This window comes from Gracilibacillus sp. YIM 98692 (genome assembly GCF_010993965.1).
Lineage (GTDB): Bacteria > Bacillota > Bacilli > Bacillales > Amphibacillaceae > Gracilibacillus.
In genome coordinates, this window is the sequence record NZ_WIXM01000018.1 from 14,935 (window position 1) to 38,221 (window position 23,287).

22 protein-coding genes are annotated in these 23,287 nt (G+C 36.4%); 15 read left to right on the forward strand and 7 right to left on the reverse strand.

Annotation, left to right across the window (positions count from 1 at the left end):
- Nucleotides 1-169: 169 nt before the first annotated feature.
- The 9 genes from GHD00_RS14080 (at nt 170) to GHD00_RS14120 (ending at nt 11,952) form a co-directional block, all read left to right on the forward strand.
- Nucleotides 170-1,588: a peptidoglycan DD-metalloendopeptidase family protein gene (locus GHD00_RS14080; protein WP_163538796.1), complete on the forward strand. Its 1,419-nt coding sequence runs from the start codon at nt 170-172 to the stop codon at nt 1,586-1,588.
- A 175-nt stretch (nt 1,589-1,763) separates the two neighbouring features.
- On the forward strand, nt 1,764-2,468 hold the full coding sequence (gene yycF / locus GHD00_RS14085; RefSeq protein WP_163538797.1) for a response regulator YycF: 705 nt from the start codon (nt 1,764-1,766) through the stop codon (nt 2,466-2,468).
- 6 nt (nt 2,469-2,474) lie between these two features.
- A complete protein-coding gene (gene walK / locus GHD00_RS14090; RefSeq protein WP_163538798.1) occupies nt 2,475-4,301 on the forward strand; it encodes a cell wall metabolism sensor histidine kinase WalK in 1,827 nt (608 codons plus the stop codon).
- On the forward strand, nt 4,298-5,632 hold the full coding sequence (locus tag GHD00_RS14095) for a YycH family regulatory protein (protein ID WP_163538799.1): 1,335 nt from the start codon (nt 4,298-4,300) through the stop codon (nt 5,630-5,632). Before walK ends, GHD00_RS14095 begins: the two co-directional genes overlap by 4 nt.
- A gap of 3 nt (nt 5,633-5,635) precedes the next feature.
- On the forward strand, nt 5,636-6,565 hold the full coding sequence (locus tag GHD00_RS14100) for a two-component system regulatory protein YycI (RefSeq protein WP_163538800.1): 930 nt from the start codon (nt 5,636-5,638) through the stop codon (nt 6,563-6,565).
- 1 nt (nt 6,566) lies between these two features.
- Entirely contained in the window at nt 6,567-7,364 is a 798-nt protein-coding gene (locus GHD00_RS14105) for an MBL fold metallo-hydrolase (RefSeq protein WP_163538801.1), read from the forward strand.
- Nucleotides 7,365-7,393: 29 nt separating this feature from the next.
- Nucleotides 7,394-8,626: a S1C family serine protease gene (locus tag GHD00_RS14110; RefSeq protein ID WP_163538802.1), complete on the forward strand. Its 1,233-nt coding sequence runs from the start codon at nt 7,394-7,396 to the stop codon at nt 8,624-8,626.
- Nucleotides 8,627-8,943: 317 nt separating this feature from the next.
- On the forward strand, nt 8,944-9,900 hold the full coding sequence (gene manA / locus GHD00_RS14115) for a mannose-6-phosphate isomerase, class I (protein ID WP_163538803.1): 957 nt from the start codon (nt 8,944-8,946) through the stop codon (nt 9,898-9,900).
- A 333-nt stretch (nt 9,901-10,233) separates the two neighbouring features.
- The gene (locus tag GHD00_RS14120) at nt 10,234-11,952 is read left to right on the forward strand and encodes a methyl-accepting chemotaxis protein (RefSeq protein WP_163538804.1); all 1,719 of its coding nucleotides are present in this window, start codon (nt 10,234-10,236) and stop codon (nt 11,950-11,952) included.
- 197 nt (nt 11,953-12,149) lie between these two features.
- Here GHD00_RS14120 and mgrA read toward each other — a convergent pair whose 3' ends face one another.
- A complete protein-coding gene (gene mgrA / locus GHD00_RS14125) occupies nt 12,150-13,145 on the reverse strand; it encodes an L-glyceraldehyde 3-phosphate reductase (protein ID WP_163538805.1) in 996 nt (331 codons plus the stop codon).
- A 23-nt stretch (nt 13,146-13,168) separates the two neighbouring features.
- Complete coding sequence (locus GHD00_RS14130; protein WP_163538806.1) at nt 13,169-13,528, reverse strand: Lin0512 family protein; 360 nt, start codon at nt 13,526-13,528, stop codon at nt 13,169-13,171.
- Nucleotides 13,529-13,663: 135 nt separating this feature from the next.
- Between GHD00_RS14130 and rlmH the strand changes: the two genes are divergently transcribed.
- From rlmH to hxlB, 4 genes are all read left to right on the forward strand, one after another.
- Nucleotides 13,664-14,146, forward strand: coding sequence for a 23S rRNA (pseudouridine(1915)-N(3))-methyltransferase RlmH (rlmH, locus tag GHD00_RS14135; RefSeq protein ID WP_481810390.1), 483 nt, complete (start codon nt 13,664-13,666; stop codon nt 14,144-14,146).
- Between the two features lie 603 nt (nt 14,147-14,749).
- Nucleotides 14,750-15,127 (forward strand): transcriptional activator HxlR, encoded by a 378-nt coding sequence (hxlR, locus tag GHD00_RS14140; protein WP_163538807.1) that lies wholly within the window; start codon nt 14,750-14,752, stop codon nt 15,125-15,127.
- Between the two features lie 342 nt (nt 15,128-15,469).
- Nucleotides 15,470-16,111, forward strand: coding sequence for a 3-hexulose-6-phosphate synthase (gene hxlA / locus GHD00_RS14145; protein WP_163538808.1), 642 nt, complete (start codon nt 15,470-15,472; stop codon nt 16,109-16,111).
- Between the two features lie 15 nt (nt 16,112-16,126).
- Nucleotides 16,127-16,684 carry a 6-phospho-3-hexuloisomerase gene (gene hxlB / locus GHD00_RS14150; protein ID WP_163538809.1) on the forward strand — a complete coding sequence of 186 codons (558 nt, stop codon included), beginning with the start codon at nt 16,127-16,129 and terminating at the stop codon, nt 16,682-16,684.
- Nucleotides 16,685-17,152: 468 nt separating this feature from the next.
- Here hxlB and GHD00_RS14155 read toward each other — a convergent pair whose 3' ends face one another.
- A complete protein-coding gene (locus tag GHD00_RS14155) occupies nt 17,153-17,692 on the reverse strand; it encodes a TQO small subunit DoxD (protein ID WP_163538810.1) in 540 nt (179 codons plus the stop codon).
- Between the two features lie 687 nt (nt 17,693-18,379).
- Here GHD00_RS14155 and GHD00_RS14160 point away from each other — a divergent pair.
- Entirely contained in the window at nt 18,380-18,985 is a 606-nt protein-coding gene (locus tag GHD00_RS14160) for a tetratricopeptide repeat protein (protein WP_163538811.1), read from the forward strand.
- 82 nt (nt 18,986-19,067) lie between these two features.
- Here the strand turns inward: GHD00_RS14160 and GHD00_RS14165 are convergent, their stop codons facing one another.
- The 4 genes from GHD00_RS14165 to GHD00_RS14180 all read right to left on the reverse strand — a co-directional run bounded on the left by GHD00_RS14165 (nt 19,068) and on the right by GHD00_RS14180 (nt 21,544).
- Nucleotides 19,068-19,316: a hypothetical protein gene (locus tag GHD00_RS14165; protein WP_163538812.1), complete on the reverse strand. Its 249-nt coding sequence runs from the start codon at nt 19,314-19,316 to the stop codon at nt 19,068-19,070.
- A 98-nt stretch (nt 19,317-19,414) separates the two neighbouring features.
- Nucleotides 19,415-20,086 (reverse strand): hypothetical protein, encoded by a 672-nt coding sequence (locus GHD00_RS14170; RefSeq protein ID WP_481810391.1) that lies wholly within the window; start codon nt 20,084-20,086, stop codon nt 19,415-19,417.
- A 37-nt stretch (nt 20,087-20,123) separates the two neighbouring features.
- The gene (locus tag GHD00_RS14175; protein ID WP_240468711.1) at nt 20,124-20,627 is read right to left on the reverse strand and encodes a hypothetical protein; all 504 of its coding nucleotides are present in this window, start codon (nt 20,625-20,627) and stop codon (nt 20,124-20,126) included.
- On the reverse strand, nt 20,627-21,544 hold the full coding sequence (locus tag GHD00_RS14180) for a DUF4915 domain-containing protein (protein ID WP_163538814.1): 918 nt from the start codon (nt 21,542-21,544) through the stop codon (nt 20,627-20,629). The genes GHD00_RS14175 and GHD00_RS14180 overlap by 1 nt, the downstream gene beginning before the upstream one ends.
- 374 nt (nt 21,545-21,918) lie before the next feature.
- Between GHD00_RS14180 and GHD00_RS14185 the strand changes: the two genes are divergently transcribed.
- A complete protein-coding gene (locus GHD00_RS14185) occupies nt 21,919-23,265 on the forward strand; it encodes a phenylacetate--CoA ligase family protein (protein ID WP_163538815.1) in 1,347 nt (448 codons plus the stop codon).
- The last annotated feature ends 22 nt before the right edge of the window (nt 23,266-23,287 follow it).

Sequence of the window (23,287 nt, forward strand, 5' to 3'; positions counted from 1 at the left end):
CGCACACATGCATGTAAAAAAATGGCTTTAATTATACATTTATGTTACATCTTGATTAAAACCTTTCCATCAAACGACTATATATGATAGATTGGTAGAGTAAATAGATATAAAATCTTCGTAGAAATATACATAGATGATTTTGTTGGGGAATTGGAGGAAGTCAGTAATGCAATCGGGGAAGTTTTCAGGCGTTGCTCAAGTGATGAAAAATGCAGCTATTGTCGGTTTGTTAAGTTTAGGGTTTGCTAGCACAACCGTTTACGCCGATGATCAAGATGTCACTGAAGTGAAACACGTTTATGTAGATGGTGTGCATATTGGCATTGTTGAAAAGCAAAGTACAGTGGAACAATTTGTTGATGAAACAATCGATAAAAAACAACAAGATTCAGAGACAGATTATACATATGCGGTAGCGGAAGATATTACATATGTATCAGAGAAAGTGTTTGAATCTAATGCAGACAAAGCCCAAGTATTTAATCAATTAGAAGACGAACTAACCCTCCAAGTAAAAGCAAAAGCTTTAGAAATTGGTGGAGAAGTCGTTGGCTATTTTGCAGATGAAGAAACAGCACAACAAGTTGTAGAAGCCTATAAGCAAAAGTTTGTTGACAACGACTTGCTAGAAAAGCTTGAGTCTGGAGAAGACGATACCAGCTTAGAATTAGGTGACTCTACTATAATAGACGTACAACTAACCAATGAGGTTTCAATAAAACAAGAAAAAGTTTTAGAAAAAGAGATTTTATCTGTTGAAGAAGGTCTTACACTTTTAGAAAAAGGAACATTGGAAAATAAACAATATACGGTTGAAGAAGGCGATGTATTAGGATCTATTGCAGGTGAATTCGACTTGTCATTAGATGAACTATTAGAATTGAATGAAGGACTTACAGAAGATTCAATTATTCGTGTTGGCGATGAATTAAATGTTACGGCCTTTAAGCCATATGTGGAAGTTATGGTTACAGAAGAGAAGCTAGTAGAAGAAACTATTTCGTATGAAACGGAAATTGTGGAATCAGAAGAAATGTATAAGGGCGATGAAAAGGTTAGACAAGAAGGTCAAGATGGTAAGAAAGAAGTTCATTACCAATTAGAAAAAGTAAATGGTGTGACGGTTAAAACGGAAGTATTAGATGAAAATATAACCCAGAAGCCAAATGATAAAGTGATAGTTAAAGGTACAAAAGTGGTACCATCTCGTGGTTCTGGACATCTGCAATGGCCTGCAGTTGGCGGTTATATTACAAGTCATGTAGGTGAACGTTGGGGTTCCTTCCATAAAGGAATAGATATTGCTGGTGTAAGCAATCGTTCCATTCTTGCAGCAGATAACGGAACAGTAGTATCTGCCGGTTGGGATAATGGCGGTTATGGCAATAAAATTGTCATTGATCATAATAATGGTTACCGTACAATCTATGCCCATTTATCATCCATTAGTGTTTCTTCTGGTCAAACCGTTGAGCAAGGTAAAAAAATAGGTGTAATGGGATCTACAGGACACTCTACAGGTATTCACTTACATTTTGAAGTGTATAAAAATGGTTCCTTACAAAACCCAGCTGATATTTTTTAAGTGACATTTATTTTTATACCCGAAAATGGATTATTTAAAACCCTTGTTATAAAATAATAACAAGGGTTTTTTCTATACTGTGTATGTTTTGAAAATATGGTAAGAAACAGACAATTTCTTTCATATAAGTTAGAATAGATAAAGTGAGATATTTTATAAAAAAGGACGTGCTTTTATGAGTCAAAAGATTTTAGTTGTAGATGATGAAAAGCCGATTGCCGATATATTAAAATTCAACTTAGAAAAAGAAGGATATGAAGTCGTTTGTGCTTATGATGGAGAAGAAGCGATTGAAAAGGCTTTGCAAGAGAACCCAGATCTTATGTTATTAGATATCATGCTTCCAGAAAAGGATGGTAATGAAGTTTGCAGAGAGGTCCGAAAAACGCATAGTATGCCCATTATCATGCTAACGGCAAAGGATGCTGAAATTGATAAAGTGTTAGGATTAGAGCTTGGCGCAGATGATTATGTAACAAAACCATTTAGTAATCGTGAGTTAATTGCAAGAGTAAAGGCGAACCTTCGCCGTAGACAACAAGAACCATTGAATCAAAAGAAAGTAACGAGCGATATAGCAATAGGATCTTTAGTGATTCATCCAGATGCTTATACCGTAACTCGAGAAGGAGAATATATTGAATTAACCCACAGGGAATTTGAACTTTTACATTATTTAGCTCGTCATATTGGACAAGTCATGACTAGAGAGCATTTATTAGAAACCGTATGGGGATATGATTATTATGGTGATGTACGGACAGTAGATGTGACTGTAAGGAGATTGCGTGAAAAAATTGAAGATAACCCAAGCAATCCTCTTTGGATTGTTACAAGACGAGGAGTGGGGTATTATTTACGAAATCCTGAACAGGAGTAGAGCAAAATGAAACGAGTCGGATTTTTTCAATCGATAAGATTAAAAATCATTGTGATCTTAACATTATTTTTGTTGCTTGCAATCCAAGTGATTGGTACGTATTTTGCTCAACAGCTGGAGCAAAGTCTTGAAGAAAACTTTTATAATAATATTAATGATCGCTTGCAAGTATTAGTCACTAATTTAGAAGAAGCGTTTCAAAAAGAAAGACCAGAGGATAAACAAGGTCCCTCCTTACAGGAAGATGTACAAAACATTATTAGTCGATATCCTAATGATATTTTCACAGATTTACAAGTTATTGATTCACAATTCCGTGTCATCGGAGCGAAGGGGCAAACGGAACGAGTTGGTAAGAGAATGACACAAGAAAGCGGTGTAACCGTCGCTCTTCGTTTCGGACAGCCCGATGACGAAATTATGCGTAATCAATATACAGATGATAGAGTTCTGGTAAGGACAGTGCCGATTAAAGATGGTGATACACCAGTGGGTGCTATTCATGTGGAAGCATCGATGGAAGAAGTTTATGCTCAACTGCAGCGCATTAATCAAATTTTTTTAAATGGTACTGTACTAGCTATCATTGTTTCTATTATTTTAGGTATTTTGATTGCTCGTACGATAACAAAACCTATAACCGAAATGCGAAAACAAGCCATGGTTATGGCAAAAGGTGACTTTTCTAAAAAAGTAAATGTGTATGGGACAGATGAGATTGGGCAGTTAGCGGTGACATTTAATGATATGAACGATCGTTTAAAGCAAGCTAACCATACGACAGAGGAAGAGCGCCGCAAACTAAGCTCTGTTCTTTCAAATATGTCTGATGGTGTGATAGCAACAGATGAAACAGGTGCTATTACATTAATGAATGATCCAGCATCACATTTGATCGGCATGTCCTTGTATGAAGCAAAAGGACAATCTATTGTACAGGTATTACAAATGGAAGATAAAGTGATTGATGTAAAGGAATTAGAGGAGACAGGGTCATTAACTATTGATTTTAGTAATGATGATGAACTATTTTTAATCAAGGCTAATTTTTCTATGGTACATGACGAAGACGGCCATTTTACTGGCTTGATTACGGTGATCAGTGATGTAACCGAGCAAGAAAAAGTAGATAGAGAAAGACGAGAATTTGTTTCTAATGTTTCACATGAATTAAGAACACCCTTAACGACGATGAGAAGTTATTTAGAAGCACTTACAGATGGAGCTTGGAAGGATAAAGAGATTGCTCCAAATTTCTTGCGAGTAACTCAGAATGAAACTGAACGAATGATTCGATTGGTCAACGATTTGTTACAATTATCGAAAATGGATCATAAAGAAAAAATGATGTATAAAAAAAAGATAGACATTATACCGTTTGTCCATCAAATTATGGATCGTTTTGAAATGAACAAGCAGGAGCGTATCCATATCAAGCGGGAGATATCTGAAGACAATCTCTATGTTTGGGTTGATCCAGACAAGATCACTCAAGTGATTGATAATATAATGTCTAATGCCATGAAGTACTCACCAGAAGGTGGAACCATAACGGTTCAGTTGTTAAAAGAACAGCAGAGGGTACGGATTAGTATTAAAGATCAGGGGTTGGGTATCTCTCGAGAAAAAGTCGATAAGATATTTGATCGTTTTTATCGTGTCGATAAGGCGAGATCACGTGAACTTGGAGGCACTGGTTTAGGCTTAGCTATATCAAAGGAAATCATAGAAGCACATCATGGCCATATATGGGCTTCCAGCAGAGAAGGGCAAGGGACTACCATTTATTTTACGCTACCTTTGACCTATAGAAAGAGGGGGAGTAGCTTATGAGAGTGGAATTTCTCAAATCAATACTTCTAACTTTTTTAGTTGCCCTCAGTTTAATATTGACATTAGCCATTTGGAATTACCAAGGCGAATATGATATTGCAGGGGATGGTCAACCAATTGATGCACAATTAAATGGAGTAGAACAAACCAAAAGGGACTTAATCAAGCCGTCACAGTTCATTTTTCATGTTAATCAAGGTTTATTAGGGCTAGAAGACAAGCAAATGGAGCGTCAATTTTTTCAAGATATGATGCAATGGTCGCTTTATGATTTTGAAATGGCACCAGAGCAAGAAACTTTTGATTTATCCAACAGTACAGATGTAGTCGAAGTAACGTTCCCAACAGTGCTTCCAACTAGCTATATTAGTGAAATGTTCTCTATCGATGATACGCTGGTGTACGATAGTTACTTTAAGCGAATCCTAATTTATTTAAGTGATGATCGAATGGGTGACCATATCGTATTTGAAAGTGGTGATCAAAATGGGATCAATGTTCAAGCTAATATCCAAAATATGCCTGAAGTAAGAGAATACTTTGAACGTAAATTAATGTCGGAAGACTTCCAACCATTCTTAACAGTTAATTTGCAAAACAATAAACAAGTATATATACCGCGAGATATTCATATAGAAGGACGCAAATTTAGATTTAAATCCATTAGTCCTGATTCTAATGCTCTTCAAAGTATTCTATTTCGAAACCCATCTGCAATTATAAATTCACCTAACCCAGACGGTGGACAAATATATACTGATGGAAACAGAGAAATGATTGTGGATGGTTACTCAATGGAATATACGAATTTCTCAGCGAAGGAAAGTCAAGGTGAGCAGCAAGAAAATATGTTATCAAATAATGGGGAATACTTGATATCCCAATCTATTGGCTATATTAACTCACACAATGGCTGGTTAGTGGATGAAGGAGTCCAATATCAACTATATCGTTTAAATGAACCTAACAATCATGTTGAATATCGAATGTCTTATGATAACTTTCCGGTGTTTTCCAATACAGGAATAGATACCATTAACATTACCTTACACGGTCAAAATGTGTATCATTATAACCGTTCATTATTAGAGCTAACGTATTCTTATGATCGAGCAGAAATGGAGCTTATGGATGGGGACGAGTTGTTACATTATCTAGAGCAGAGTGAAACTTATTCATTAGATCAAATTTTCAACATCAAATTAGGGTATCGTATTGAACAGCAGCCAGGTGGTCAAATATTTGATTTAATTCCAACTTGGTGTATTGAGACATATTTTGGTTGGGAGTTCATTACTGGTGCGAGCTCATTAAATCAAGGAGGTTTTTAAAAAGTGCAGTGGGGACAAATTAAAACACTTTTTATATTTTGTTTTCTTATCCTTGATATTTTTTTGCTTCACCAATTCATTAATAACCAAGAATCAGAACTCCCTTTTCTTCCAGAGTATTCTCGTGAGGATAATTTAAGGACAAATATCAATGGGTTAGAGGAGATTCCAGAAGAACCAACCTCTGCTGAGATGTTGTATGCGCAAAGGAAGGAAATTTTTGAGGAAACAATGGGAGAAATAGGTGAATTACCTAATCAAAACCCTATTGTAGTCGATGATCACTTGATTATTTCTACATTAGACGAACCGGTTGAAATGGAAGTCGAAGGTTCAATGGAAACCTTGGAGGATCATATCTGGAATGGTCAAGCTTATACGTATTATGGAAAAGATGAAAAAAGTAACACTTTGATCTTCTTTCAAGAATTAGAGCATCCGATCTTTTTTAATCAAAGTGGTGTATTACTTGTACAATTGAATGAGGATGGAGATATGATTCGCTATGTACAAACTGCTTTAGAAGAAGCAGAGGAGAAGCCAGAAGAAGAGGATCTGATTAGATCAATTGATGCGGTTTCGACATTATATTACAATGGCAAATTATTATCTGGTGATGAAGTAACAGATGTTGCGATTGGGTATCACAACTTGCTTCCATTGCCAAACGGTGTACAAGTGTTAACCCCTACATGGGAGATCGAAGTAAATGAAGATAAATACTTTTTTGTCAATGCTATTGAAGGGCATTTTGCTTCAAGGGATAAAAATGACTTTGTCATAGAAATGGTGGAAGATCAAGTAGTAGATTATTTAGGAGATCACACAGAAGCAGAGATTGAATCAGTTAATGAAGATTGGGAACAAGAGGATTTGGAGGAATATGTAGAACAAATCATAGAAAATTTAGAGTTGTCAATTGGAGTGGAGTAACGTGACATTACAGTTTAGTGTTTTAGCGTCAGGTAGTACGGGGAATGCTTTTTATATAGGAACAGAGAAAGAAAAAATATTAGTCGATGCTGGTTTAAGCGGAAAAGAAATGACTCGGCTATTTCATGAAATTAATGTAGACCCTTATTCGCTTTCTAAGATTTTGGTAACGCATGAGCACAGTGACCATATTAAAGGTCTTGGTATATTTGCGAGAAAATATCAGTTGCCAATATATGCAAATGAAAAAACATGGAAAGCAATGGATCAGTCAATAGGTAAAATTGAGTTGGATCAAAAATTTATTTTTAATATGGAAGAAACGAAAACGTTTGGCGATATAGATGTGGAATCTTTTGCTGTATCACATGATGCGGCACACCCAATGTTTTATACCTTCCATCATGAGGGGAAAAAAGTTGCCTTAGTTACAGACTTAGGATATGTTTCCGAAAGAATCAAAAAGACGGTAGAAGGAGCAGACGCTCTAATATTTGAAGCAAATCATGATACCGAAATGCTGAGAATGTGTCGTTATCCTTGGAGTACAAAACGTCGTATCCTGGGCGATACAGGGCATGTTTCGAATGAAGATTGTGCTTTAGCCTTAAAAGATATTATCAGTGATAATACAAAGCGTATTTATTTAGCCCATTTAAGTAAAGATAACAATATGAAGGATTTAGCCCGTATGTCTGTGGCGAATGGTTTAACAGAATATGGACATGCTATTGGTGATCATCTATCCTTGCATGATACAGATCCTAAGGTACCGACACCGCTTTATGAAGTAGGGTAGTTAGAATAAAAAGTAAAGGGTGATGTCTTTTGGGTTATTATGATGACCATTATCGCTCGACCAAGAAACGAACAAAATCTAATTGGTTGATAACACTTGTAATTGGTATATTGCTAGGCGCATTTTTATTTGCCATATTATTGCCATCATTAGTTGCCAACAATATGTTACCTTATCAAATTGTGATAGATGGGAATGAACAAGCACAAAATTTAGAAGAGGAAGATAAGGATACGAATGAAACGTCTCCTAATATTCAAAATGTACAGGTAGATATTTCAACACGTTTAACAGAAATAATAGGGAATGTCATGCCAACCGTGGTTGGGGTTTTGAACATTCAGTCCCAACAAAGCTTTTGGCAGCAAGAGCAATCAGGAGAGCAAGGAACAGGTTCCGGTGTAATTTATAAAATAGATGGAGAACGTGCATTTGTTGTGACCAATTATCATGTTATTCAAGGAGCAGATCAAGTCGAGGTTGTATTATCTGATGAGACAAGAGTGGAAGCATCACTTGTCGGAAGCGATGTTTTCACGGATTTAGCTGTTATTGAAATGGATGCTAGCCATGTCAACCAAACGATTGACTTAGGACAATCTGAAAATGTCCATGTTGGAGAGCCGGCTATAGCAATTGGTAATCCACTCGGCATGCATTTGTCTGGATCTGTGACACAAGGGATTATTAGTGGTAAACAACGTGCCATACCACAAGATTTCAATGGAGATGGACGTGCTGACTGGCAGGCGGAAGTTATTCAAACTGATGCAGCGATTAACCCTGGTAATAGTGGCGGGGCTCTAATAAACATGGAAGGACAGCTAATAGGGATTAACTCCATGAAAATAGCGGAATCAGCAGTAGAAGGCATCGGTTTTGCTATACCTATTGATGATGCTATTCCTATTATAGAAGAACTAGAAAGAGATGGAGAGGTAACAAGAGCTTATCTAGGTGTAGAAGCTTATTCTTTAGATGATATATCACAAGTTGAATGGCAACGCAGCTTAAACCTCCCACAAAATGTGGATGGAGGTATTTATATCCGCAGTGTAGAACCAATGTCTCCTGCTGATCAAGGTGGTTTAGAGCCATATGATGTCATAACAGAATTAGATGGGCAGCCAATTCATGATATTGTCGATTTACGAAAGCACTTATATGTTGAAAAAAGTGTTGGAGAGGAACTAAGTATCACCTATTATAGAGATGGGGAAGAAAACGGAACAACCGTTCAATTATCAACATTATCGTATTAAGGATAGAAGATGTGGGTAAAAGAAAGTGCTTTTATCCACATCTTTATTTATATATCCACATATTGTTGATAAAACTGAGGATATTTGGCTATATATTGTATAGAACACCAATTCCTATACGATATGTACTCCGTGTTTTGTTAGTATGTGGATAACTCTGTGTATAAACCGGGGTTTTTGTTACTAGCTATGTGAATAACTGTATAAATATATCTTTTTGTGTATGCACATGTGGATAATTGGTGATTTTTTTGTTGATTTTAGAAAAGGGAATATAGTATCTTTACAGTAGTGATAATACGGAGAGGAAGGTTAAGATGTATCAACAGCCAATATTTTTGCAGCCTGTGTTTCAAGAACGTATTTGGGGAGGGAAGAAATTACATACAGAGTTCTCCTATACCATTCCATATGAAAAAACAGGTGAAGCATGGGTTATCTCTGCACATCCAAATGGCCCAAGTAAAATAACAAATGGTCCGTTAAAAGGAATGAATTTATTAGACGCATGGGAAAAACATGGTGAGTTGTTTAATAAAACAACGGATCTTGACGAAGCTTATCCACTATTAGTTAAAATTTTAGATGCTAATGATAATCTTTCTGTACAAGTCCATCCAGATGACCAATATGCAAGGGAGATTGCTAATGAGTCTTATGGAAAAACAGAATGTTGGTATGTGCTAAGTGCTGAAGAGGGTGCTGAATTGATTATTGGTCATCACGCACAATCAAGAAAAGAATTAGAAGATATGATAGACAAAGGAAAATGGGATGATTTATTACGTAAGGTTAAAGTAAAGACTGGAGATTTTGTATATGTCCCAAGCGGTACGATTCATGCAATTGGCAAGGGAATCGTGATCTTAGAAACACAACAAAGCTCAGATATTACATATCGAGTTTATGATTATGACAGAACAGATGATAAAGGAAATACGAGAGAACTCCACCTCCAACAAGCAAAAGAAGTGACGACTGTCCCTCATGTTTCTCCTAACTTGGAGCAAACAGAATCAACGAAAGAGGGATTAACGGTAAAAAAGCTTGTAGAGGAGCAATATTTTAGTGTTTATCATTGGCAATTAGATGGCGGCTGCAGTCAAACTTTAACGGAAGATTTCCTGCAGGTAAGTGTTATTGAAGGGGAAGCGAGTCTTGAGGTTGGAGAAAGTACTTTTGATGTGAAAAAAGGTGATCACTTTATTTTACCTACTACTATAGATTCTTATCACTTAGACGGACAAGCTTCCTTTATTGTGTCTCATACGTAACATAAAAAAGATTATCGAAAAAAGGTTGACTGCAACATAGCAATCAACCTTTTTTCTTTATACGTTAGAAAGCATAAAAATACTGCACCAAAAACATAAACTGCGAAATAACTCTTTTATGGATTTGCTTTCTTCCGTTCTGAATAAAGATCAGTGCTAGGCAATAAACTTGGTGTTAACCAATTTTATCATCGTTTAAGCCAAAAGACCTAATTATGTTTATCATTCAATAGCCTTAATGTAAATTTACTGTTAAATTTTGTGAAACTTTATTCCTATCCCTTTCCCCGTTTTGTAGAATGGAATAGGGTCATTTTAAAGGGGGATAAGAAAATGAAGATAGATAAATTGACATTAAAAGCGAGATTATTGATTAGTTTTTTTCTATTCTTATTGTTATTTTTCGTAAGTATGATTTGGAATTATTATAATGCTTCTGTTATTGCAGATACCAATAGAACAGTGGATGAAGAGTACATACCCATCATGTTTAAAATGACGCAAAGTTATCAACATCTTTATCAAATGAACAATAAAATACAAGAAATCTCTAGAACAACTATGAGTGTCAGTGTTCAAAATATGGCAGATGAAATTGAAACATCTGAGTCCACCATTAGTCAGGATTTAGAAGCCATTGAAAACTATGTACAATCTAATCAGCAGTCCGATATGATGGGAACATATCAAGCATTTATAGAGGCTTGGGAGAATTATCAAGCAATAGCTGGAAATGTGGTGGGGGCTGCTCAAGGCAAGCAGTTAGATGTGGCACAGGATGAATTATATAAAAGTATCGCATTTTTTGATCGGGCGAGTGGAGAAATGGAGACATTGCAGGAACAATTACAGCAGTCTATTACCAATTATACAAAAGCATCTGTTTTCCGCAGTGAACAATCAATGCAGTCTAACATTATCATGGGAGTTATTGCTGTCATTGCAGCTATTTTGCTTAGTTTAGTAACACAAAAATATATTAGAAAGCCAATTGTTGTAATGTCATCCCATGTAAGTGAAATTGCAGATGGTCATTTAGCGATAGAGCCATTAAGCGTTCAGACGAAAGATGAATTAGGTCGGCTCACGGAGAGTGTTAATCATATGAAAGATTCGATTCGCTCTATATTTTTAGAAGTAACACAACATAGTCATACCACAACTAAAACAGCGGAGCAACTTACTAATCAAATGAATGAAACGTTAAAAGGGGTAGACGAAGTAGCACAATCCATTAGTGACATTGCTGCTCAATCGCAAACTCAACTTACTGATCTGGAGATATCCACACAGCACTTGAGGGAAGTCGATTTAGTAGTGAAAGACGTTTTTCAGCATACAAAGGAGTTACAATCCACTGGGGAAGATGCGAACCATAGAGCAACTCAAGGCATGCATGATATGAAGGAGATGCAAGAGCAGACAAATGAAATGGAAAAAAGCATGTATCACTCGGTCACCCAAATAAACAAATTAGATCAACAAATGGAGCAAATAGATCAAGTAGTGCAATCCATTCAACAAATCGCTAGCCAGACCAATTTACTCGCTCTAAATGCACAGGTAGAAGCTGCTCGTGCTGGTGAAAGTGGCAAAGGCTTTGCTGTTGTAGCAGATGAAGTACGGCAGTTAGCAGATCAATCTAAACAAGCAACAGAAGAAGTAAATGACATGATTGAACAAATTAAGGGCCAAAAAAATATGGCGGTCGATCAAATGAATGCTACGAAAGATCAAGCGATAGAGGCGAAGCAATATATTGATTGCTCTAGTCAGCATTTTCATTACATGGATCAAGCTACAACGAATATTGCAGAGCATCACCAGTCCATGGTCAAGCTAATTCAAACGGTACATCGACGTATCCAGGAAGTAAGCGAATATTCCAAACAAATTCAGCAGTCAGCCAGTCATCATGTTACTAATGCAGAGTCAGTTGCGGCGGTTTCCCAACAAATGAATGCTGCAGTGGAAGAAGTGAACCAAGGGTTAGAGGTTGTTACAAGCTCAAGCAAACAATTAAACCATCAAATAAGTCAATATAAGATATAAAGAGAGACTTCCATCCGTGGAGCGTTCCCACGGATGGTTAGCGATACTTATCAGGGTGCCAGCGTCCGTTATCGCCCTCACTTATCCTTTTTTTATCTAAATCTGGAAGTGGGGGTCTTACGGACGATTGTTCACATGATAAAAATACTAACGGCTGTCACCAATCAGCAATAAAGGTGACAGCCGTTGTTAAATGCTTATGAGTTTAAAATTTCTTCAATCTTATTTAATTCATCTTGAGTAAAAGATGTATGCTCTAATGCTTTTACGTTTTCTTCTATTTGACTGACACGACTTGCGCCAATTAAAGCAGAAACAACAGATTGTTGATGTAGTACCCATACGAGCGCCATTTGTGCTAGTGTTTGGCCGCGTTCTTTAGCCATATCATTTAAACAGTTAATTTTTTGTAAGACATCAGAAGAAATATCTTTTGCATTTAAGAATGGGATATAATCCTTTGCTGCGCGGGAGTCTTTTGGTATGCCATTCAAATAGCGGTTTGTCAGTAGGCCTTGTGCTAATGGAACATAGGCAATACAGCCAATTCCATTGTCTGTCAGTGTATCTGTAAGTCCATTTTCAATCCCTCTATCAAGCATCGAGTATCTGGCTTGATGAATAATAAATGGAGTCTTTTGTTTTCTTAGAATTCTGATGGCTTGTTGTGTTTGATCATCGTTGTAGTTAGAGATTCCGACATAAAGGGCTTTTCCTTGTCGTACAATGTGATCGAGTGCAGACATGGTTTCTTCGAGAGGTGTTTCTGGATCTGGGCGATGGTGGTAAAATATATCAACATAATCGAGGTCCATTCTTTTTAAGCTTTGGTCAAGGCTTGAAATTAAATATTTCCTTGAACCCCAATCTCCATATGGTCCATCCCACATTTTAAATCCTGCTTTAGTCGAAATGATTAATTCATCTCTATAAGCGGCAAAATCCTCTTTCAGAATACGTCCAAAATTCCTTTCAGCAGTACCAGGCGGTGGACCATAATTATTCGCTAAGTCAAAATGGGTAATGCCTAAATCAAATGCTCTAGTCAGCATCCTGCGCTGGTTTTCTAATGCATCTTCCCCACCAAAGTTGTTCCACAATCCAAAGGACAGCGCTGGCAGCTTTAGACCAGAGTGCCCGCAACGGTTGTAAGGTATTTCATGATAACGTTTTGGATTTGCGATAAACGACATACAATTCCTCCCCATATAATAATTTAATATCCAACTTCTACTGCGGCATTGACAATATACATGAGGTCATTTTTATCTTCTTTATCCTCTAATACAATGCCAGAAGTGGTTGTCATACCACCATCCATTACTTCCACAGTAACTGTACCGTAGGGAATCTCCTCTTTAACACGTGCTACATCTACATTTTCTTTGTCCTTGGGTACTGCTAAGCGAACGTTGACTCTCATGTTATGTAGGTTTTCCTCGGGTAAGTAATGTTTAATTCCTGGCATGGAGTTGTAATGGATCGCATTTTCAACAGCCCTTAAGCATGCTTTCGTAATGTTTTGGCCATGTACATCGATGCCAGTTCCAGTTTCAATAAAGATTATTCTTTCCATGTAATCGCCTCCATTGTTAAGGGCTAACTAATATTTACCTATTCTAAAGATTATAGTATATGATTAGAAAAATCAAATAAGTTGCCATATGTTATGATAATAGAAATGTTACATATAAAAGTATATGAGGTGAAAATGGTGAAAATAACGGTTATTTGTGTAGGAAAGTTGAAAGAGAAATATTTAAAACAAGGGATACAAGAATACACGAAGAGGTTAGGTTCATATGCAAATATAGATTTATTAGAAGTAGCGGATGAAAAGGCTCCAGAAAATATGAGTGAAGCAGAGCAAGAGGAAGTAAAAAGGAAAGAAGGGGATAAAATATTGTCGAAAATTTCCTCAGATGCCTACGTTATTTCCCTGGAAATATTGGGAGATATGCCTACATCGGAAAAGTTTTCCAAAAAGTTAGAAAGCTTAATGGTGCATGGAAAAAGTAAGATGGTATTTGTTATCGGTGGGTCATTAGGGTTAAGTAAAGAAGTGCAGGAAAGAAGCGACTATGCTCTGTCTTTTTCTAAAATGACTTTTCCTCATCAGTTAATGAGAGTGGTGTTGTTGGAGCAAATCTATCGAGCATTTCGGATTATGAAGGGGGAACCGTACCATAAATAGAGGCAAAAATTGTTCAAGATAAGGTGATAATTTGTCTTTAAGATACTTGTACATATTTTCTAATAAATGCCTAACAATGACTGGTAGAATGACTTTCGAGCCTGATGAACTTAGTTGAACGCTAAGTTTATTTTTCTTGGTGTTCCAGGCATGTTCATTAACTAGGCGGTGAAATTCGGATTCATATAATCTTGCAAAACGATAGTTGCTATTGGGTAAAGTAAAAACTGCCAATGAATAACTTTTTATCTTTCCTTGTATTTTTAATTTTACTTCTCCCCCAGCCAAATCCTAATTCCTCACCTGGCACACAATATCTGTGAATGAACACTTCCTTCTTTTTTAAGATTTTTATTTAATTTCTGACAGTTGTATAACTAATGTTAGCAGGCTTAATATGTAATAGAAAAAGAATTCAATAACGGCATTGCATAAGGATAGGAATAACAGAGTTAGCTTATATATTTTTGATGGTTTCATTAATTGGCGAACAGTAATAGTGGTATTGGTTTCGATTCTTATTGGAGAGAAAAGTTTCAGGGATTTCTGTGATCATAGTTGGAGTAATGTGATTTAATTTATTTTGGGAATAGGATGAGTAAAATGGGTCATGTTTGCGGAAAATCATATAATTGTGAAAAAGAGTTAACACTTGCAGTTATTGGAGGGAAATGGAAAGTTTTGATTTTATGGCATTTAGGTAAAGAGGGAACGAAGCGGTTTAGTGAACTTAAGTCGCTTATGCCAGGTATTACGCATAGAATACTTATAAACCAATTGAGGGAGTTGGAAGATAATCGAATTGTTCATCGAGAAGTTTACCCGGTTGTCCCCCCTAAAGTGGAATACTCCTTAACACATCATGGACAAAGTCTAATGCCTATCCTTGATTCATTATATGAATGGGGGGAAAATTTTATGGAGGTTATATCAGAGGATCAAGTTGATTTAAGACTATCATCAAACCATATGTCGCAATAATTATTGCGACATATGGTTTTTTAATGATTTAGGAAAACTATAAAAACAAAAAGCTGTAAATAACTAGGTATTTGTGTTAGGTCTAGTCCAGTTCCAACGAAACACTACTTTGAGGTAACTTCGGATTTTTGGGATGAGTTACCGTACTAAGGAAAGCTACACAGAATATTCATCGCAGAAACATATGTGTTGCTCGTTTTGAAGACAATTCCGCTTTTGTTCTATAGGATACTAAGTGAATTATTTGTAACTATGTGAGATTAAAGTGCGTACTTCCTCTTTATTCCAATTGATTTTATAATAAATACATAAACAAAATAACCAATTTAAGGAGTGAAGAAAATGGAACTTCAATTAGCATTAGATTTAGTAAACATCCCAGAAGGTAAAGCAGTAGTCAATGAGGTACAGGAGCATATTGATATCGTAGAAATTGGTACACCTGTCGTGATTAACGAGGGACTTAAGGCCGTAAAAGAAATGAACGAAGCATTTCCTTCTTTAAGAGTATTAGCAGATCTAAAAATTATGGACGCAGGCGCATATGAAGTCATGAAAGCATCAGAGGCAGGGGCTGACATTGTAACAGTACTAGGGGCAACGGATAATTCCACTATCAAGGGAGCTGTTGAAGAAGCCAAAAAACATGGGACCAAAATTCTTGTAGATATGATTAATGTAAAGGATTTAGAGCAGCGTGCTAAGGATGTAGATCAACTGGGTGTAGATTATATTTGTGTACACACTGGTTATGACTTACAAGCTGAAGGAGAAAAACCATTTGAACAGCTGCAAACAATAAAGGCTGTTGTGAAAAATGCCAAAACTGCAGTTGCAGGTGGAATTAAGTTAACTACTATTCCAGAAGTTGTTCAATCACAGCCTGATCTTGTTATTATTGGTGGTGGCATTACAGGGCAAGAAGATAAAAAAGCCGTATCTGCTGAAATAAGAAAAATAATGGATAAAGGAATTTTAGTTTAAAGGGTTGATTATATTATGCAGACGACTCAATATCTTTCACAAGTTATCAATGAGTTAAAACGTACAGCGAATCTAATGGTTGATGGGGAAGCTGAAAAAATAGTAGAGGCTATACTTAACGCCAAAAAAATATTTGTTGTAGGAGCAGGTAGATCGGGGTTTATGGGTAAGTCTTTTGCCATGAGATTAATGCATATGAACCTGGATGTTTATGTCATTGGCGAAACGGTAACTCCTAATTTAGAAAAAGATGATTTATTAATTATCGGATCAGGATCAGGGGAAACGAACAGTTTGTTATCGATGGCTGCAAAGGCAAAAGGCATTGGGGCAACCGTAGCACTTGTTACTATTTTCCCAGAATCCAGTATTGGCAAAGTGGCTGATATTGCAGTGAAAATTTCGGCACAAGCAAAGGCTGAAACAGTTAGTGAATTAACTACGATCCAGCCGATGGGTTCTCTATTTGAACAATCTTTATTACTATTCTACGATTCTCTCATATTAAGATTTATGGAGCGAAAAGAATTAGATTCAAGTACGATGTTTACAAGACATGCTAACCTAGAGTAGCGATATTTATATAAAAATGGGAAAAGGGCGATCCAAAAGCTAAGCTTAAGAACTTTGGGCGCCCTTATTTTTTATTTTGTTAAAAATGGTAGTGGAGATAAGCGAATACAGATAGAAAGAACTAGAGTGATGGCATCTGTCATCAGGGATGAGGTTACTGAAAAAGTACACTTTTACCAGATCATTTTTTGCCTCTTAAATTACCACGGTGAACCGTATCATAAGTAGTATAAAGCTGATAAAATAAAGTTCAAAGCCAGTACTAATCAAAATAGCGGTTTTGAACTTTATTTTTAAAGTGATTTTTGAATGCAATTGTTATGAATTATCAGTAAGATTAATAAATAAGGGAGTCATAATATTGAAGATTACTAGAATTTTGCTTTATGTTTTTGTGTTTGCTAATATTTTGGGGTTGCTTTATTGGATTACTATAATGTTATCAGACATTTTTAATCAATAATAGATTTAGGTATTATTAAGTAATCTTTGTTTTTTAGATGATGAAGAGAAGTTTTTTTCTCTTTTATTTAGATTAATGGCGAATAAAGTTTCCAAATTAAAATACTTATCAAGGCTGAAGTGATATATACTTTTTCTAAAAATAATTAATGAAAATGCATTTGTATAAAGAATAAGACTAATTAAATTCATATTTCCAGATAGGATAAAGTTAATGTGCATAAAGAGACAAACAAGAATAGAAGGTATGGTGAATAAACCTGCTATTAGAAATATACCCAGTATAATTTGAGTAATGGGTATAACATAGTTGAAAATCATCACATGTTCTAAAACTACATTCTCTATGAAAATTTTATAAAAGGTCGGGACATCAGAATTTTGTAATGAATCCATCAGATACTCGTTCAAAAATAATCCTGGTTCTTTAAACCATGACTTTTCGGTAAGTTTAGTTACCCCTGCTAATAACCAACCTGTTCCAAAAAGAACACGCATTAAAACGATTAGAGATGAAAGCGCTCCTATATTTTTAAAAAAACTCATTTCCTACTCCCCTTATTGTTTTTTTCTTAAAGAATTTATTTTTCCTAAGGGAAACTTTTTAAGTAAAAAAATGCTTGAAGTTTCTTGTTTAGGATAAAATTCTTAAATTTGATATTTACTTCAATCAATCATATGCCTTACAGGTTAAAATGTTTCCTGTATGATAAAAAGTTTACCAAATGAAAAAAATAATGTAAATAACTATTTACATAAATCTGCAGGTAAATTAATAAATGAATTTAAGATGATTAATTAGACTTCACAATATCTAATGAAATGAGCCCAAATTTCCTGATATTTATTTAGTTGGTTGCATTTTTGTTTTGGTTATTCTTATTTCTTTATTGATGGCCTTAATATTGGCATTAGCCGAGAGCATATCAAGAAAAACAACATATAATGAATATATCTCTTTTAATAATGCATAGATAGGAAAACCATGTGAAAGTAATACTACATTTGCTTCTTGTCGAATCATTCAGGTGAGATTATCGTATCAAGACAGCAATTCATTTCATGTTGTCGTTACGCCGACCGCTTTAGGAAGATAAGAATTAGAGATTCAGACAGAAGCCTAGACAGTATCAGTACCTGAAAACATTTTAGTCCTTAAGTCGCTGAAAAGATCATTATAAACGACATTAGACTATGCATGGCTGAAGATTATCCGAAGGGAGAGAATTATCCATGTCTGACGACAATCACGATCAGTCAAAGAGGCAGGAATATATAAGTAAAGGTGATAATGAAGATCCTGATGTAAGCAAATCTATTCAATTGCGAGATATGCTTCGTCGAGGGTACAGTGCTTTTAAAATAAATGATTACGAGAAAGCACATCAATTGTTCGAAGAGGCAATTACACTGGTTCCTCACAGTGCGGAAGCTCATGCATGGCTCGCTGCAGTTTACGGTCGTCAAATTGATGCAGCTTGGAGTTTAACAGATAAAATGAAGCTTTATTCCAAGTTAGAAAACGAGGTCACGATTGCTCTAGAAATGGACCCGACATTGCCACTCGCAAGGAGGATGAATGGTTCCAAATTGTTGAATACGCCGGATATGCTAGGGGGGGACCCTGCTAAAGCAGCTAAAGAATTCCGTTATTGTATTGACCAAGGGATGAATGATATTGAAATATGGGTATCTCTGGCTAAATGTTATATGGAAACGGCTGATCTGGGTAAAGCAAAAGAAGCACTAAACGAAGCATTAGCTATAGAGCCGAAGAATAAAGAGGCTCTACAATTAATGCAAGATGCATTGAAAAAAAAGAATAATAAAGAGAGATAGCATAAAAAATCACCACAGCGATCAGCTATGGTGTTTTTTGTTAATGAAGTTGTAATCTAATCATGACAAAAAAACAGGAAGTTTATTCCTGGTTTTTCTGAATACTTTCTACCCCTCTTGTCATCATTTCTTTTCCTGTTGTAATGGCGCCATTTTTCAAAGTAGTAGCTATATTTCTTAATAGAATTCGAGGAGGTTGATTTGCATCGCTCACCACATCATTCATTTCATTGCTGAGTTGGTTGACTCCTTTGGCCAAAGCATCTGCAACGATAGGTTCAGAGTGTTCCCTTGCTTCCTTAATCACTTTTTTAATAGTCTCTTTTGTCATATATGGTTCACCTCCTTTCAATGGAACTTTCCTTCACTATCTGTTGGAAGTTGGCCTAAATGTTTTCTTTTTGTGCTTTTATGAGGTGTTTCTACTTTCTATTCTCCCTTAGCCCCGTTGCGCAGTTCGCTCTCAAAAGCACTAACGGCCCTCCTTATCAAATTTGATATCGGACTCTCTGCGTTTGGTATATACTCAACAGCAGGTTTACCTTCCAAAGACTTAAGCTTTAGATGGATAAGATGCAATAAATCAGGGGCCTGTGTTTTGTTCTTCAGCGTATGCCAGCACTTACGAGCATCCTCATTTCGACCGATTCGGTAGTATACTTCACCTAGTTCATAAATAAGCTGCCAATATCTTTTGGTTTCGAGAAAGCCTTCTCCATGTATTTGTTGTTCAATAAGAAAAGTGTAATCTTCAATCGCTGTTCGTGATCGCTGGAAATACTTTTCAGGCAATTGATAGGCAGCCTTACCTCGTAATAATCGGATCATGATATTTTGAGGGGCGGCACTTACCGCTTCGTCTAGAAGCTTTAGTCCTGATTTGGACCACCTCAATTTTTCTAACGGATTTGTTTTATCCCTAGCAATTAAAATCATGGTACTGCCATGATATGCGTCCAAAAGTGGGATGTCTGAATTGTCAGATCGCACCCGTTCCAACAATTGATGCATGTCTTGAACGGCCTTTTCATTGCCTTCCACGGCGTCTTTGTGTAATGAACTAACTTGTTCATGTAAATTCTCAATATCTTTCTCACTCATACTTACCAAATGTTTATCCCTCCCTTTTGTTTTTTTACTACTTTTTCTTCGATGTCAATTTGGAATAACGTTGTAAAACTTTACTTGCTTCATCCGGATTACCCATATTCTGATAAGCGGTCTTTAGATCCTTTATTAATTCTTTTACCTGTTTATTAGTAAGGTAACTAGGGTCTTTTTGATAACGATCTAGCATGAAAGAGATATCCTTGACAGCAATCTTTGAGCATTGAAAAAAGGATTCCGGTAGACGTATACATACATTTGATCGTAACATCCGAATTTCCTTGTGATTCGGATTCTTAGAAATTGCTTGATTTAATGCGTCTAGTCCTTCCTGCGCTTTATCTGCTTTTTCCAAAGGCTGAACTGCATCTCGTCCTAATAATGCAAGAGTACTCCCGTAATAGGCTTCGACAAGAGCATTGTTAGGCTCGGAATCACGAAGTTTTAAGAAAATATCATAGGCGAGCTTTACCGCCTTTTTATCTCCGTCTACACCTTTCATAAAAAGTTTTTTTCCTTTCTCAAATTGTTTCATTACAAATTACTCCCTTCTAAATAAAAATTTGGATCAAGAATCTGAATTTGATAAACCTGTTGTGCTGGCAATGGTATAAAGCGCGAAATTCTATATTTAGGATCATAGACATAGATTCCACTATCCAAGCAGCAATTCGAGAATTCGTGAGGGATTCGTAAAACATGCCTCATCCTGCTTTGTCCGATAAAGATAGTATTTTCTGTTATGGCAAGACCACGTGTAAAACCTGGTAGTTGGATGGGCTTCTTGTTTCCGGCGACGATACTGAATGACATAGAGTCACAATAAGCTAATTGGTTTTGATGCATCATTACCGTATGTGGCATATACAAATCCTTTACAACGACATGATTTTCAGGGTCGATATGGAGTTGTTGAGTGGGATGAAAATTGGTCAAATCAATCGCGACAATCGCACCGTTTTTTTGTATAGGGTTCATGTACCATTTGCCATAGGGGGAAAACATAGACACATACAATGTACGGCCATCCAACCAAATATCATTAATATGATGGACGTCTTTGTCCTCTGTATTTAGTCGAATCTCCCCTAATCGTGTGAATGTTTCGGTATCATAGCACCCAATCGCATTCATTGCGGTCTCTACAACCAGAACAACATGATCATTGAACTTCACGATATCGTGAAGATCGAGTTTCGGAAGTTGTTTTTTCTGGATAACTTCGAACCTCTGATCCATTGTAATGATTTCGTTATCATCGGATGCTATGAATAATCGATCATTAACCAGCGTCATTCCTGAACAACTTCCGGTATAAAGTTTCTCTAAAGCATTATTTTTTAAATCTAGCAAAAATAGGCCACCCTGATCAGAATCACTGGATGGACAACTGACTAGTAGAGTTGTATTGATATGTTTAAAATCTGGATCATTCTCCAATCCGTATAACAACGCGGATCAACCTCCTCCTTAAATTAATGGTTTATGCTAGCTACGATATGTGTGTTAATAGGAACCGCTTGGATGAAATGCCTCATTTTTATAAAATTATATGTTTGTCCGAGTCAAGTCTGACATTACTTGCATTTCATAAAGAGTAAAGGGAGGAGGACAGTAAAAAGATAGAAAAACAAAAAGTAAAGTAAAAAAAATCGAAAAAATATTGCAAAAAATTATGTTTCAAAACCATTATGGAAATTAGCCCTTAGACACTGCAATCCATATTGTCATAGGGTATCTTTCTATTTCTAGGCAAATGGTACAAGTAGGTAGTGTGTGGAAATTTGAAGCGTTAGAAAAAATACATGGAATGGAGGAGTGAAAAAATGGAGAAGTTCCAAACGCATAAGATGACAGTTTCCGTTGATAAACATTCATCCCATTTAGAACAATTCAAAGAATTTTATAAAAAATTAGATGACCAAGGAAAAACGATTGAAAAACTTCCTCATGAAAAAATAGAAGATTATCAGTTACAGGCTATTAACGCCACGCTTGCACATGTGTGGAACCAAAATGAACACTATCATTCAAGGTTAAAAGAGGCGGGATTCAAAGAGCCTAAAATAGATAGTCTAGAACAATTAGCATCTGTACCGATGTTGGAGAAAGATGTTATTAGAGGTGATAAAGAGAAGATATTATGTGTTGCTCCTAAAGAAATAGGCCAAGTTCATCTAACAAGTGGTACATCGGGTAAACCAATTTATACCTCTTATACCTTGGCTGATCAATATGTATATGATTTGCTACCGAAGTACTTGGAACTGTTTAAGGAATCCGATGATGATGTTGCGGCAATTGCACTTCCATATGAGTTCGCGCTGCCTGGCCTTGGATTTCAGCGATTATTTCAATTTGCTTTTGGTACTGCAGTACTATCGCTTGGAAAAGGCGGTTACATGGCTCCGGTTGATAAGTCATTGGAATTAATGAAGGAATATCAAGCCACTGTTCTTACAACAACACCATCTTACGCAGCGCTGCTAGCAGAAGAAAGCGAGAAGTATGGTATCAAGATAGGTGAAGATATTCAGTTGAAGAAAATCTGGCTTACTGGTGAAGGATGTTCTCCCGCCTTCCGCGAACGTCTGGAAAAGTGGTGGGGATGCGAAGTTTCGTTTTTCTATGGTTCAACCGAGTGCGGAGTTATCGGTGTAGAATGCAGTAAGCATCAAGGTTATCACGTCATGGAAGGGCATATAAAATTGGAAATTATTGATCCGCTTTCTGAAGAAGTGCTTCCATACGGGCAAACGGGGGAAATTGTTGTGACGACACTACTGCGCGAGGGGATGCCGATGGTACGCTATCGGACCGGAGATCTAGGAGTTTTACAAAAATCCAAATGTGATTGCGGAATTACAATGGATGTTCTGCAGCTAAGAGGAAGAATGGAGCACATGCTGCGTATAGACAATGTAGATTATTCTCCATTTATGATCGAGCACTTTCTTATGGAGATTCCGGATGTAGGTTTATGGTATCACCTTAAGCTAAATCAAGGGGTGTTAACAATTGAAGCCGAAAAATTCCGCACGAATCTAAATGACGAGCAATTGGCGGAAAAGATTCAAAAGCACATGAAAGATCGAATTGGGGTAGATTGTAAAGTTGTAATCAGGGATGATATCCCTCGTACGTTTGGAAAAGCGACCAGAGTATTTATATAAATAAAACGAAAAGTGAGAGAGG